This window comes from Microbacterium luteum, assembly GCF_015277875.1.
Lineage (GTDB): Bacteria > Actinomycetota > Actinomycetes > Actinomycetales > Microbacteriaceae > Microbacterium > Microbacterium luteum.
The window spans coordinates 954,415-968,236 of record NZ_CP063814.1; the positions used below are offsets into that span (position 1 = coordinate 954,415).

Consider the following 13,822-nt stretch of genomic DNA (forward strand, 5'->3'; position numbering starts at 1 on the left):
AGGGGGCGTCACTCCGCGGGCGCGACGGCGACGATGCTCCGCAGCGGCAGGGTGCGCTCGACGTCGGCGGCGCGGTCGAGTCCCCGCAGCCTTCCACCGCCGAGTCCCGAGGCCTCGAGGGTCAGCTCGCGGTCGCTGCCGTCGGGCATCCGCACCGTCACCCGAACCGCCGCGCGGGCTCGCACGGCCTGTTCGAGTTCCCGCTCGAGCCACGCCTCGTCGCTGTCGGTGCTGTGCCCGGAGCGCAGGCGCGCGATCAGCTCGTCGTACCGGGCGGGCGCGGGCGCCGACGCGGCCGTCGTGCGTCGACTCCGCCTCGGTGACGTCGGCCGGCCGTCGTCGCCGATCACCGTGACCGGATAGCGCGCGTCGGCGAGGGCCCACGAGACGGCGTCGCGGCCGACGCGCGTGAGCAGCACCCCGTCGTCGAGAACGAGGCCCAGGGGCCGCAGCGCCTGATCGACCGACAGCGCCTCACGACGGTCGGGGTCGTCGGTCTCGACCACGGTGAGGTCCCGCTGCACGTCGGAGCGCACCCGCACCGCGCCGTGACGTTCCGCCGTGCTGTCGACCAGGTACTCGAGGGGCTGTGGGATGCCGGTGAGAGACAGCTCGCCGAGGAAGGCGCGGATGCTCGCCGCGGTCTCGCCGTCGGCGAGGCCCGCGTCGAGGGATTCGCCCGTGAACCGGTAGGTCGAAGCCTGCGCGCGGGACTCGCGCGCGGCGATGCGGCGCAGGCGGAGCTCGAGGTCGGGCTGGAGCGGGCCCGGCGCGATCACGGACAGATCGGCCTGCAGGTACACCTTGTCGATCTCGGCCGGGAGGTGGGGGAGCAGCGCCGACGCGCTGACGCTGCCCGTCTCGCGCAGCGATCGCGTCCAGGAGGGCTCGGCGCCGTCGTCGGCGAACAGTCCCCACCGCACCACGATGCGCGCCCACTGCCGTGCAAGCGCCGGCCAGTCGTCATCGAGCGGATAGCCGTCCGGCCAGAGCGACACCGGCTGGAGGCCGTTCGCCTCGTCGCGGACCCCGGCCGGCAGTGCCGCGTGCACGCCGGTCATGGCGTGCTCCCACCTCGCTGCGGTGGGGAGTCGCAGCCACCGGTCGCCCCCGTCCGAGACGGTGGCCTCGCGATCCCTCGCGTCGACGAGACCCGCCGCGCGCGCGACGGCGACCAGATCGTCGAGCTCTTCCGCGTCGGCGACGATCCCCGCCTCGAGCAGGCGCCGTCGATCGCTCGCGCTCACCGTGCCCGTGGCGGTCAGCGTCAGGGAGGTGTGGTCGGCCCCGAGCAGCAGATCCGCCAGCGCGCCGGTGGCGGTGAAGGCCCGTTCCGCCGCGGCCGCCTCCTGGGCGGTGCTCGCGGGGCCGGGCGCGTCGTCGGCACGAGCATCGAAAGCGGTCGGATGCGCGCGGTGCAGGCGCCGCACGCGCTCGGCGACGGCCTGTGGCGTCGCGCCGTCGACGAGGAGCTGCAGGGTCTCCGGCACGGCGTCGGTCGCCGCCCGGCCGCCGTCGACGGCGGCCGCCAGCGACGCGAGCGCGCGGCGCGGGAGGCGCGTCAGCGCCCGGTCGATCGAGGCCGGCTCGAGGAGGCCTTCGGCGGCGTCGAAGAAATCGCGCCAGCCCACCGCGGCGGAGACGGAGCGCGCCGCGAACGTCTCGGCGAGTCGCGCGTCATCGAGGCCTGCGAGCTGCAGGGCGAGAGCGCGCTCGTCGGAGACCACTCAGGACCCGCGGTTGGCCCGTGCCCTCCGCACGAGCGTCATGATGAGCACCGTCAACAGCATCACGAAGGCGATCGGAGGTGCGAAGTAGACGGTGAAGCCCACCGCCGGCCAGACGCCCGTGGCCATGTCGGCGCCCGCTCCCGATCCGATCATGATCGCGAAGAAGCACACGATCGACAGCGCGAGCAGACCCAGGGACATGAACGCCAGAATGCGGTCGATGCGGCGGATCGGGACGTCGCCGCCGGGGCTTCGCGTGCTCATCCGTCTCAGCCTAGCGGAGCGCCTCGCGAAGACGCCGTCGCCGGTGCCGGTGTCGGGCTCGCATCGCGGGTGACGCGCTGGTGCGTGCCGTAGTCTGGATGCGGGGTCGGATCGACCCCGGATTCCATCCGGCCCGCACGTGCGGGCCCGTTTCCAGCGAGGTTTCGATGCCCACCGGCAAGGTCAGGTTCTACGACGAGGACAAGGGATTCGGCTTCATCACCGCCGATGACGGTCAGGACGTCTTCCTCCACGCCAGCGCGCTGCCCGCGCAGGCGGCGGCCCCCAAGCCCGGCACCCGCCTCGAGTTCGGCGTCGCCGACGGCAAGCGCGGTCTGCAGGCACTGTCGGTGCGGGTTCTCGAGGCCCCGGTGAGCCTCGCCAAGCGCTCGCGCAAGCCCGCCGACGACATGGCCGTCATCATCGAAGACCTCGTCGGCCTGCTCGACGGCGTCGGGGGCGACCTGCGCCGCGGTCGCTACCCCAGCTCTTCGCACTCGAAGAAGATCGCCGCGGTTCTGCGCAAGGTAGCGGATGACCTCGACGCCTGAGACCCCCGGCACTGACGAAGAGTCCGCTATCGACGAAGAGCCCGGAACCGACGAGTCCGCCGGCGTCTCGGCGCTGCCGGATCCCGCGCTCCTCGAAGCACGCGATCTCGCGCTGCTCGCGCTCCGCGAGATCACACCCGAAGCGACGATCGGCGACCCCGCGGGTCACCGTGTCGAGGCCGACGGGGTCGTCTCGCTCCTGTTCGCGAACCGCCTCGCGGGCTATCCCGGCTGGTTCTGGACGGTGAGTCTGGCGCGCGTCGCCGACGCCGAGCCGACCGTGCTCGAGGTCGAGCTCCTGCCCGGCGACGACGCCCTGGTGGCTCCGGACTGGGTGCCGTGGGCGGAGCGTCTGGCCGACTACCAGGCCGCGCAGGCTGCGGCGGCGCAGGAGGGGGCCGACGACGACGCCTCCGACTTCGACGACGATGATGAAGACGACGACGAGGCGGATGACGACGCGTCGATCCTGCACGCCGGCGACGTGGACGGCGTCGACATCGACGAGCTCGCACCGGATGCCGACTCCGACGAAGACGACGCCGATGAGGACGACGCCGATGGGGACGACTCGGACGAGGACGGCTCGGACGAGGACGACGCCGACGAAGACGACTCCGAAGAGGACGACGACTCTGACGACTCCGAGGAGGACGTCACCGACTCCGACGAAGACGACTCCGACGACGAGAACTGACGTTCGCGTCGCCGGAGTCCGCTGCGGTCAGACGAGTCGTTCGACCGTGTAGTCGATCGCGCTGATGAGCTGCCGCACGTCGTCGGGTTCGATCGAGACGAACGTGGCGACGCGCAGCTGGTTGCGTCCGAGCTTGCGGTAGGGCTCCGTGTCGACGATGCCGTTCGCCCGCAGGCTCTTGGCGACCGCGGCGGCGTCGATCTTCTCGTCGAAGTCGATCGTGACGACCACCGGCGACCGGTCGGCCGGGTCGGTCACGAACGGGGTCGCGAACGACGCGGCCTCGGCCCACGTGTACAGCGCCGAGGAGGATTCCGCCGTGCGTGCACTGGCCCAGGACAGGCCGCCGTTGTCGAGGATCCACGCGAGCTGGTCTTCGAGCAGCAGCAGGGTGCTCAGCGCCGGGGTGTTCAGCGTCTGGTTCAGCCGGGAGTTGTCGACGGCGTTCTTGAGGCTGAGGAAGTCCGGGATGTAGCGGTCGGTGGCGGCGATCCGCTCGATCCGCTCGATCGCGGCCGGTGACATCGCGGCGAACCACAGCCCGCCGTCGGAGCCGAGGTTCTTCTGCGGAGCGAAGTAGTACACGTCGGCCTCGGCGAGGTCGACGTCGATGCCGCCGGCGGCGCTCGTGGCGTCGATGACGGTGAGCGCGCCCTCGTCGGCGGTGACTCGGTTGACGGGAGCGGCGACGCCGGTCGAGGTCTCGTTGTGCGGCCACGCGTAGACGTCGACGCCCTCGACGGCCTCGGCGCTCGACCGCGTGCCGGCCGGCACCGTGCGCACGTCGGGCGCGGTCAGCCACGGCGCCTTCGCGGCCTGAGCGAACTTGCCGCCGAACTCGCCGAAGACGAGGTTCTGGCTGCGGTTCTCGATGAGGCCGAAGGCGGCGGCATCCCAGAACGCGGTGGAGCCGCCGTTGCCCAGCACGATCTCGTACCCCTCGGGCAGCGAGAACAGCTGGGCGAGGTGCTCGCGCACGCGGCCGACGAGGTTCTTCACCGGCGCCTGGCGGTGCGAGGTGCCGAGCACGGATGCGCCGTGGGTCACCAGCGCTTCCAGCTGGGCTCCACGCACTTTCGACGGGCCGCAGCCGAATCGTCCGTCGGCGGGCAGAAGGTCACGGGGGAGCTCGACGTGCGCCATGGGACGAGTCTACGGTTCCCGTCCGCGGCCGCAGAACGCCTCCGTCGCGCTATCGGCCGCCGCCGGCATCCCCCTGCAGCAGGCCGGTGTGCTCGCCACGACGCTGACGCTCCATCGGGTCGTCTTCGGCGCCGCCGGCCTCCGCGCGACGGGCGGCGCCGCCATCCATCACCTGTTCCAAGGGCAGCGGGACGGCTTCGCTGCGCAGTCGCTCCTTGGCCTCGTGCTCGACGAGCACGGGGATGAAATCGCGCACGCGCCCGCCGTCGAGCCGATGCAGTTCCTCGTCGACGATCTGCTCGACCCGAGCCCGATCGACGGTGGGGAAGCGTTCGGCCAGCCGGTCGGTCGCGTGTTCGATGGCGACGCGCTCGTCGCGGGCGGGGGAAGCCGCCGTCTCTTCGCTCATGCACGAAGTGTGCGCCCGCGTCGGGGCCGCCGCAAGGGCTTGCCCGGTCCGTCCGCATCCGCCGTCGTCGGGTGCGGATAGGCTGTCTCTGCCCGTACGACAGCTGTGAGGAACCGCGACATGGCCGATCTCATCGACACGACCGAGATGTATCTGCGCACGATCCTCGAGTTGGAGGAGGAGAACATCGTGCCGCTGCGCGCGCGCATCTCCGAGCGGCTGGGGCACTCCGGTCCGACGGTGTCGCAGACGGTGGGGCGCATGGAGCGCGACGGCCTGGTCGTCGTCTCGGACGACCGCCGCCTCGAGCTCACCGACTCCGGTCGCCAGAAGGCCGTCGATGTGATGCGCAAGCACCGTCTCGCCGAGCGGCTGCTCTCCGACGTGATCGGCCTCGACTGGGCCTACGTGCATGAAGAGGCCTGCCGGTGGGAGCACGTGATGAGCGAGCAGGTCGAACGCCGTCTGGTGGAGCTGCTCGGCCACCCCACGGAGTCGCCGTACGGCAATCCGATCCCGGGGCTCGATCTTCTCGGCGACATTCCCGGCGCGACCTTCGAGCAGGGCGTGGTCGGACTGGTGCGGCGCCTCAACGCCGCCGACGGTCCGGTCAGCGGCACGGTGCGCCGCCTCGCCGAGCCGGTGCAGGTCGACCCGGAGCTGCTCGAGCAGCTCAAGCAGGCCGGGGTCGTGCCCGGTGCTGCGGGAGACTTCCGCTTCAGCGAGGGCTACGTGCTCGTGCAGATGGCCGGAACAGACGACGCGCTCGAGCTTCCCGTCGAGGTCGCCTCGCACATCTTCCTCGTCGACGACGGCGCCTGAGCCGCGGGCGAACGCTTCCCGACCTACGCGCGGCGAGCGTGACTTATTCGTTATCTTCGGGTAGCCTGAACCGGTCTTGCACCCGAGAAAGCCCGGGTTCCAGGATGCTGGGAAGGTCGCCTCACTGGCTCGTCGCCTTCGCAGCGAACCGCACACTGTGCCCCCGACACCAGTGCCGACGAGTCAGCGCCCCCGGCGTCGAGGCGCCGGAGGATTGACTTGGCTGAAGAGAACCACCCGCACGAAGAGCCCGACGTTCCCGTGGCGAGCCGCCGCGAGCGAGCACGACAGATGGCTTCCCGTGCGAAGAAGAGCGTGACCCGCCGCACCACCGTGGCGAAGAGCTCCGCTCCGGCAGCGAAGGCATCGCCGCGATCGTCGGCCCGCCGCCCGCTGCGCAGTCTCGTGATCTTCAGCATGGTCGGCGGTCTCGTCGCCACCGTCGGTCTCCCCGCCTACGGGGCCATCACCCTTCCGTCGGACGAGCCGCAGACCCTTCAGCAGGTCGCCGCCGAAGACGCGCAGTCGCTCGTCATCGCCTCCGATGCCGACGCATCCGAGGAGCCGGTCGATCTCGGCCGCGAGAGCTACTCGGCGACGACGGCCGAGGAGATCGAAGAGAAGAAGGCCGAGGAGGCGGCGGCTGAGGCTGCTGCCGAGCGCGCGCGTCTTGCGGCTGCTGCCGCCAGTTCCGCCGAGACATCTCAGACGTCGTACTCGGTCGATCTGTCGATGGTGGCGCCGGGAACGGGAGCGGTGCGCTATCCGCTCGCCGGCGGCTACACCGTCGGCGACGGCTTCCTCGCCCGTGGCGGGTCGCACATGGGCGTCGACATGCTCATCGGCGGCGGAACGCCGATCTACGCGGCCGCCGGCGGCGTGGTCCGCATGTCGCAGGAGAGCCTCGGCGGCTACGGCGTCGCGGTCGTCATCGACCACGTCATCAACGGGCAGTCGGTCACCACGACCTACGGTCACATGACCTACGGCAGCCGTCAGGTCGTCGCCGGTCAGACGGTCTCCGCGGGGCAGATCATCGGCCTCGTCGGATCGACCGGGCGCTCGACGGCGAACCACCTGCACTTCGAGGTCGCCATCGGCGGGTCGAACGTCGACCCCATGGCGTGGCTCGCGCAGAACGCCGGCTGACGCCGTCCGGCGTGTTCCTCGACACGCCACGTCTCGTTCACCCGCGGATGCGACCCGACCTGTTGCTGCGTGCATTAGCCTGAGACCCGACGCTGAGAGAAGCGGAGGGAAGCTGATGGAGAGTGCGCCCCGCATCCGAACCATGGATGCGCTCGGACTGCTCGTCCTTCGGCATTCTGTGAGCGGAAGCCGCGGTCCTGCCGTGGTCTTCAAGGCGCTGTCCGTGTGACAGCGCCTTTTTTCATGCCCGAAACCTCTCGATTCGTCGCACTTCGAGGAGCCGCGAAGCCGTCCCGGCCGTTCGAGAGGAATCACTATGCGCACCCTGGTGCTGAATGCCGGTTATGAGCCGCTGGCCGTCGTGTCGTTCAAGCGGGCACTCGTGCTCGTCATGAACGACAAGGCGACGGTCGTCGAGCACATCGATGGGCAACCCGTGTGGGGCACGGATGCCTCCTACGATCGACCGGCGGTGATCCTGCTGACGCGATACGTGCGCGTTCCCGGCGGGCGCCGCGTGCCGGTCACCCGACGGGGTGTGCTCCGCCGTGATGCGCACCGCTGCGGATACTGCGGCGCATCCGCCTCGACGATCGACCACGTGCTGCCGAGGTCGCGCGGGGGAGCGGATTCGTGGGAGAACCTCGTGGCGTGCTGCCTGCGCTGCAACAACGTCAAGGGTGATCGCACGCCGCAGGAGATGAGGTGGGAGCTGCGGTTCACGCCGGGCCCGCCGCGCGGCGCGCAGTGGACGGTGCGGGGAACAGATCGCACCGACCCGCGGTGGGAGCCGTATCTCGCGCTCGCCGCCTGATTCTCCCGGATTCTCGAACAAAACTTCCGCTTCGGCCCCATCCGTGTCGGTGGTGGGCCCTATCGTCACGTCATCGCATTGATTGACTAGAACATGTGTTCTAGCCTGTGGAGGTGGCAGGGGTGGCGAGCATGCAGCAGACGGTCCGCGGTGACCGCAGCGGTGACGTGCGAGCGCTGCGGGCGCAGCTCGAGAAGGTGCAGGGCCGCCGGCTGGAAGGAACGACGCTTCCCGTGCATCCCGCCCTCGCCGACATCCTCCCCGGAGGAGGACTGCGATCGGGGTCGGTCTACGCCGTCGATCCGTCGCCGTCGTTGCTCTTCGCGCTCCTCGGCGCTCCCTCCCAAGCGGGGTCGTGGTGCGCGGCGGTGGGCATGCCCGATCTCGGGGTCGAGGCCGCCGAACGACTCGGCGTCTCGCTGTCGCGGCTGGTCCTCATCCCCGATCCTGGGCCGCGCTGGCTGGCCGTGGCGGCCACCGTGTCGGAGGTGATGCCGATCGTCGCCGTGCGACCGGCCTCGCGCGTCGGCGATGCCGACGCCGCGCGCTTCGCCGCACGGCTGCGAGACCGCGACGGCGTGCTTCTGGTGCAGGGGCGCTGGCCGCAGGCGGAGGCGACGATCCGGGTGGCGGAGCCGGAGTGGACGGGGTTGGGGGCAGGACACGGGTATCTGTCGGACCGGGGCGTGACCGTCGAGGTCTCGAGCCGTCGACTGCCCACGCCGCGACGGGGGCGGCTGTCCCTTCCCGCGGCGGACGGGAGCGTCGTCCGCGTGCGGGAGGAGGAGGGCATCCGGCAGACGGGGCGGATGCGCCTCGAGGCGGTGGGGTGATGTCCGCGGCGACGGTGCAGACCCGCAGCCTCGTGCTGTGGGTGCCCGACTGGCCGGTGGTGGCGCTGTCGCGTGAACGGGCGGCGCCGGTGGAGCATCCGCTGGCAGTCGTGGAGAACAACACCGTGGTCGCCTGTTCGGCGGCCGCGCGCGTCGAACGCGTGCGGCGCGGTCAGCGTCGACGCGACGCCCAGGCCCGATGTCCCGATCTCGAGATCGTCGCCGCCGACCCGGCGCGGGACCATCGGGTGTTCGCGTCGGTGGTCTCCGCCGTGGAGGAGCGGGCTCCGGGGGTGCAGATCATGCGCCCGGGGCTCTGCGCGCTCCGGGCGCGGGGGCCGGCGCGGTACTACGGGGGCGAGCGGGATGCCGCCGAGGTGCTGCGCGAGGCGGTGCGCGCGCTGGGCGTGACCGACGTGCGGGCGGGGATCGCCGACGGACCGTTCACCGCGGAGCAGGCCGCTCGCTCGGGCACGACGCCGCGCGACACGGTGCGGGTAGTCGTCGACGGTGGGGCGGGGGCGTACCTCTCCGGCCTGTCGGTGGCCGTGCTCGACGACGCGTTCGTCACCGGGGCCGGGGCGGCACCGGGTGAGATCGCCGGCCTCCTGGCGCGGCTCGGGGTGCACACGCTCGGACAGTTCGCAGGCATGGACGTCGATCGGGTGCGCGAGCGGTTCGGGGAGCGGGGTGTGCGGCTGCACTCCCTCGCCGCGGGGGAGGATTCCCGGGGCGTCGAGCCCCGTGTGCCGCCGCCGGAGCTGCACCGGGAGGTGGCGTTCGAGCCGCCGCTGGAGATCGCCGATCAGGTGGCGTTCGGCATGCGCGTTGCCGCGGAGGAGTTCCTCGCCGGGCTCGGCGCGGTCGATCTGGTGTGCACCGAGCTGCGCGTGGAGCTCACCGGCGATCGGGGGGAGCGCAGCGAGCGGGTGTGGCTGCATCCGGGATCGTTCGACGCCGCTTCGGTGGTCGACCGGGTGCGCTGGCAGCTGAGCGAGGACACCGCCGAGGGGATGCTGGCCAGCGGCGTGTCCGTGGTGCGCATCTCTCCCGAGGCGGTCGACGCGGCGGCCCACCACGCCCCCACGGTGTTCGGTTCGGGGGCGGAGGAGCGCGTGCATCACGCGCTGTCGCGGGTGCAGGCGATGCTCGGGCATCGCGGTGTGGTGACACCGGCGGTGGGGGGAGGCCGGTGGCTGTCGGAGCGTCAGGTGATGGTGCCGTGGGGAGACCGCGCGGTGCTCGAGCACGACCGAGGGCAGCCGTGGCCGGGGAGTCTGCCCGATCCGCTTCCGGGAACGGTGTTCGCCGATCCTCCCGCGGTGAGCGTGGTCTCGCCGCGCGGCGAGAGCGTGTCCGTTGATGACCGCGGCCGCCTCAGCGATCCCCCCGCCGAGATGACCGAGGGAGGGTCGCGCCGGGGCATCCGCTCGTGGGCGGGACCGTGGCCGGTCTTCGAGCGCACGTGGGATGCCGCGAGGGCGCGTCGGGCGCACCGATTCCAGATGATCGACGCCGCCGGTGTCGCCTGGCTGCTGGTGTGCCAGTCCGGCGTGTGGCGGGCCGAGGCGAGGTACGACTGATGGGCTGGCGGAACCCGCCGGTGCCGTGGTCGGAGATGGAGGGGCTGCTCAGCGACCGGCGACGGCCGGGGAACCGGCCCGCCGGGGCCGACGGCGGCGACAGTCCGGCCTGGTCGACCAAGCGCGCTCCCTACGTGCCGCCGGTGATCGAGCGTCCGGCGGGGGCGGTGCCCTACGCCGAGCTGCACGCTCACTCGTCGTTCTCGTTTCTCGACGGCGCCTCGTCGCCCGAGGAGCTCGCCGAGGAGGCGGAGCGGCAGGGGCTCCATGCCCTTGCGATCACCGACCACGACGGCTTCTACGGCATCGTCCGCTTCGCCGAGGCCGCCGAGGGTCTCCGGCTGAAGACGGTGTTCGGGGCGGAGCTGTCTCTCGAACTGCCCGCGCCGCAGAACGGCGAACCCGATCCCGTCGGCGCCCACCTGCTCGTGCTCGCCCGCGGCGAGGAGGGCTATCACCGGCTCGCCGGCGCCCTCACCCACGCCCAGCTCGCCGGGCGCGAGAAGGGCCGGCCGGTCTACGACCTCGACGACCTGGCCGCGCGCTCCCGCGACGCGTCGGGGACCGGGCACTGGGTGATCATGACCGGATGCCGCAAGGGCACCGTGCGCCGCGCGCTCGCCGCCTCCGGCGCCGCCGGTGCCGCGACAGAGCTCGACCGGCTCATCGAGCGGTTCGGCGCCGACGCGGTGTGCGTCGAGCTGATCGATCACGGCTCTCCGCTGGATTCGCGACACAACGATGTGCTGTTCGCCCTCGCGCGGGAGCGGGGCCTGGATGTGGTGGCCACCAACAACGTGCACTACGCCGTTCCCGAGCGCGCACACCTGGCCGCCGCGGTCGCCGCGGTGCGGGCGCATCGGGGGCTCGATGAGATCGACGGGTGGCTGCCCGCCCACGACGGCGCGCACGTGCGCTCGGGGGCCGAGATGGCGGAGCGGTTCGCGCGGTATCCCGGGGTGATCGAGCGCACGGTGACGCTCGCCGACGAACTGGCCTTCCCGCTGCGTCGGGCCCGGCCCTCGCTGCCGCGTCAGGAGGTTCCCGACGGTCACACGCCGATGAGCTGGCTGCGTCACCTGGTGTGGGAGGCGGTGCCACGGAAGTATCCGGATCTCACCGACGACGACGCCGCGCGCATCGACAAGGAGCTCGGGGTGATCGAGGTGAAGGACTTCCCCGGCTACTTCCTCATCGTGCACGGCATCGTGCAGGAGGCGCGTCGGCGGGGCATCCTGTGTCAGGGGCGCGGGTCGGCCGCCAACAGTGCGGTCTGCTATCTGCTCGACATCACCGCGGTGGACTCGATCGCCTACAAGCTGCCGTTCGAGCGGTTCCTGTCGTCGCTGCGCGATGAGGAGCCCGACATCGACGTCGATTTCGACTCGGATCGCCGCGAGGAGATCATCCAGTGGGTCTATGAGCGTTACGGGCGGGAGCGTGCCGCGCAGGTGTCGAACGTCATCCAGTACCGGCCGAAGAATGCCGTGCGCGATATGGCGAAGGCGCTGGGGCATTCGCCGGGGCAGCAGGATGCGTGGTCGAAGCAGGTGGAGCGCTGGGGGGCCTCGCTCGACAGCGCGCCCGACCACGACATCCCGGACCGTGTCATCGCGTACGCGTCCGAGCTGCTGAAGGCCCCGCGACACCTCGGCATCCACTCCGGCGGCATGGTGCTCACTGACCGGCCCGTCGGTGAGGTGGTGCCCATCGAGCACGCGCGCATGGCGGGGCGCACCGTCATCCAGTGGGACAAAGACGATGCCGCATGGATGGGGCTGGTGAAGTTCGACCTGCTGGGCCTGGGGATGCTCGCCGCGATCCAGTACTGCTTCGACATGATCCGTGCGGCCACGGGGGAGGAGTGGGAGCTGTCGACCATCCCCAAGGAGGAGCGGGCGGTGTACGACATGCTGTGTCGTGCCGATTCGATCGGGGTCTTCCAGGTCGAATCCCGTGCCCAGATGGGGCTGCTGCCGCGGTTGCAGCCGCGCCGGTTCTACGACCTCGTGGTGCAGATCGCCCTCATTCGGCCCGGCCCCATTCAGGGGGGCGCGGTGCATCCGTTCGTGCGGCGCAAGCTCGGTCACGAACCGGTCGTCTACGCGCATCCGAAGCTCGAGTCGGTGCTGGAACGCACGATGGGCGTGCCGGTGTTCCAGGAGCAGCTGATGCAGATGGCGATGGCGGTGGGGGAGTGCACCGGTGAAGACGCCGATCTGCTGCGGCGGGCGATGGGCTCCAAACGCGGGGTGGAGCGCATCGAGTCGCTGCGCGAGAAGCTGTACGAGGGCATGGCCAGCAATGGCCTGGTCGGAGAGGCCGCCGACGCGATCTACGCGAAGATCCAGGCGTTCGCGAACTTCGGCTTCGCCGAGTCGCACTCGCTGTCGTTCGGCCTGCTCGTCTATGCCAGCTCGTGGATCAAGCTGCACTACCCGGCGGCGTTCCTCGCGGGGCTGCTGCGCGCCCAGCCGATGGGGTTCTATTCGCCGGCGACGCTCACCGCCGACGCCCGCCGCCACGGCGTCGAGGTGCGGCGCCCCGATCTGCACGCCTCCGGGGTCGAGGCGGTTCTCGAACCGGTGTCGGGGGATGCGGTGGCGGCGCCCACCGGGCGTGCCGCATGCGCGGAGCGCGTCCAGGATCCCGTCGGCGACTTCGACCCCCAGGGGGTGGATGAGTCGGCAGCTCATCGCCGCGACGCCGGCTACGCCGTGCGGCTGGGGCTGGCGGCGATCAAGGGCATCGGTGCGGCACCGGCCGGCCGCATCGTCGCCGAGCGGGGGAGCGGTGGGCCGTTCCGTGACATGCGGGATCTCGTGCGGCGCACCGGGCTCACCGCCGCGCAGCTTGAGGCGCTCGCCACGGCCGGGGCCTTCGAGTGTCTCGGGCTCAGCCGGCGCGAGGCGATCTGGATGGCGGGAGACGCCGCGCAGGATCGCGCCGAATACCTTCCGGACTCGCTGGTCGCGGTGCAACCGCCGCTGTTCACCGACCCCTCCGGCTACGACGTGCTCGCCGCCGACCTGTGGGCGACGGGCGTCTCGACCGACGACCATCCGATGACGCACTTCCGGTCTCGGCTCGACGCGCGCGGCGTGCTGACTTCGGCGGGGCTGCGCACCCACGAGACCGGTCGCCGCGTCGAGGTCGCCGGGCTCGTCACCCACCGGCAGCGCCCGGCGACGGCATCCGGGGTGACCTTCATCAACCTCGAAGACGAGCACGGGCTCGTGAACGTGATCTGCTCGGTCGGGGTGTGGAACAGGTATCGGCGGGTGGTGCGCGACGCACCGGCGCTCATCGTGCGGGGCATGCTGGAGCGCTCGGTCGAGGGCGTGACGAATCTGCTCGCCGACCGCTTCGATGACCTGCGGGTGGATGTGCCCCACAACGCGCGGAACTTCCGCTGACGCGCCGGACCGCCGAGCCTTGGCCGGTAGACTTCTGCGGCCAGCCTCTGTAGCTCAATGGAAGAGCAGTTGCGTCCTAAGCAAACGGTTGGGGGTTCGAGTCCCTCCAGGGGCACCGATTGTTCCACGTCAGACCGGGATGTTGACCGGCGTGGTCTAAGTGGTCGAGCGTTGCTCGATCGCGCGGCGCACTGCCGCCAGTGCGAGTCGGTCGGACGGTAGCCAATCGACCACGTTCAGTTCATCGGGATGCAGCCAACGGATCTCGTCATGGTCCTCGCCGAGAACAGGCTCTTCCAAGACGATGGCTGCCACGAAGAGTCGTAGGACATGCTTGTCGCTGATCCGCCACGGTGAATCGTCGTCGAGGACCTCTTCGAGCACGGAGATCCTCGTATGCAGGGCGGATTC

At 71.1% G+C, this 13,822-nt stretch carries 13 protein-coding genes and 1 tRNA gene; 9 read left to right on the forward strand and 5 right to left on the reverse strand.

Translation table 11 applies throughout. The features are described 5' to 3' along the window. Positions 1-8: 8 nt before the first annotated feature. Positions 9-1,727: a helicase-associated domain-containing protein gene (locus IM777_RS04655; protein ID WP_194384798.1), complete on the reverse strand. Its 1,719-nt coding sequence runs from the start codon at positions 1,725-1,727 to the stop codon at positions 9-11. Continuing rightward, positions 1,728-1,994 carry a multidrug ABC transporter ATPase gene (locus IM777_RS04660; RefSeq protein WP_071044472.1) on the reverse strand — a complete coding sequence of 89 codons (267 nt, stop codon included), beginning with the start codon at positions 1,992-1,994 and terminating at the stop codon, positions 1,728-1,730. Positions 1,995-2,161: 167 nt separating this feature from the next. On the opposite strand from IM777_RS04660, the gene IM777_RS04665 reads away from it, so the two are divergent. Together IM777_RS04665 and IM777_RS04670 are read left to right on the forward strand one after the other, a co-directional pair. Then, complete coding sequence (locus tag IM777_RS04665) at positions 2,162-2,545, forward strand: cold-shock protein (protein ID WP_071044473.1); 384 nt, start codon at positions 2,162-2,164, stop codon at positions 2,543-2,545. After that, positions 2,529-3,242 carry a DUF3027 domain-containing protein gene (locus tag IM777_RS04670; RefSeq protein ID WP_194384799.1) on the forward strand — a complete coding sequence of 238 codons (714 nt, stop codon included), beginning with the start codon at positions 2,529-2,531 and terminating at the stop codon, positions 3,240-3,242. Before IM777_RS04665 ends, IM777_RS04670 begins: the two co-directional genes overlap by 17 nt. Positions 3,243-3,269: 27 nt before the next feature. On the opposite strand, the gene serC is transcribed toward IM777_RS04670, so the two are convergent. Together serC and IM777_RS04680 are read right to left on the reverse strand one after the other, a co-directional pair. Next, positions 3,270-4,385 carry a phosphoserine transaminase gene (gene serC / locus IM777_RS04675; protein WP_194384800.1) on the reverse strand — a complete coding sequence of 372 codons (1,116 nt, stop codon included), beginning with the start codon at positions 4,383-4,385 and terminating at the stop codon, positions 3,270-3,272. A 49-nt stretch (positions 4,386-4,434) separates the two neighbouring features. Next, complete coding sequence (locus IM777_RS04680; protein WP_194385620.1) at positions 4,435-4,794, reverse strand: three-helix bundle dimerization domain-containing protein; 360 nt, start codon at positions 4,792-4,794, stop codon at positions 4,435-4,437. A gap of 120 nt (positions 4,795-4,914) precedes the next feature. On the opposite strand from IM777_RS04680, the gene IM777_RS04685 reads away from it, so the two are divergent. The 7 genes from IM777_RS04685 to IM777_RS04715 all read left to right on the forward strand — a co-directional run bounded on the left by IM777_RS04685 (position 4,915) and on the right by IM777_RS04715 (position 13,526). Next, positions 4,915-5,616 carry an iron-dependent transcriptional repressor DtxR gene (locus IM777_RS04685; RefSeq protein WP_194384801.1) on the forward strand — a complete coding sequence of 234 codons (702 nt, stop codon included), beginning with the start codon at positions 4,915-4,917 and terminating at the stop codon, positions 5,614-5,616. Between the two features lie 219 nt (positions 5,617-5,835). Continuing rightward, positions 5,836-6,765: a M23 family metallopeptidase gene (locus IM777_RS04690; protein WP_228480951.1), complete on the forward strand. Its 930-nt coding sequence runs from the start codon at positions 5,836-5,838 to the stop codon at positions 6,763-6,765. A gap of 316 nt (positions 6,766-7,081) precedes the next feature. Then, a complete protein-coding gene (locus IM777_RS04695; protein ID WP_071044478.1) occupies positions 7,082-7,579 on the forward strand; it encodes an HNH endonuclease in 498 nt (165 codons plus the stop codon). A 113-nt stretch (positions 7,580-7,692) separates the two neighbouring features. Continuing rightward, a complete protein-coding gene (locus IM777_RS04700) occupies positions 7,693-8,412 on the forward strand; it encodes a hypothetical protein (protein WP_228480952.1) in 720 nt (239 codons plus the stop codon). Further along, entirely contained in the window at positions 8,412-9,995 is a 1,584-nt protein-coding gene (locus IM777_RS04705; RefSeq protein ID WP_194384802.1) for a DNA polymerase Y family protein, read from the forward strand. The genes IM777_RS04700 and IM777_RS04705 overlap by 1 nt, the downstream gene beginning before the upstream one ends. Further along, entirely contained in the window at positions 9,995-13,411 is a 3,417-nt protein-coding gene (locus IM777_RS04710; protein WP_194384803.1) for an error-prone DNA polymerase, read from the forward strand. The genes IM777_RS04705 and IM777_RS04710 overlap by 1 nt, the downstream gene beginning before the upstream one ends. 43 nt (positions 13,412-13,454) lie before the next feature. Further along, positions 13,455-13,526, forward strand: a tRNA-Arg gene (locus IM777_RS04715). A gap of 41 nt (positions 13,527-13,567) precedes the next feature. On the opposite strand, the gene IM777_RS04720 is transcribed toward IM777_RS04715, so the two are convergent. After that, complete coding sequence (locus IM777_RS04720) at positions 13,568-13,795, reverse strand: NUDIX hydrolase (RefSeq protein WP_194384804.1); 228 nt, start codon at positions 13,793-13,795, stop codon at positions 13,568-13,570. Positions 13,796-13,822: the final 27 nt, after the last annotated feature.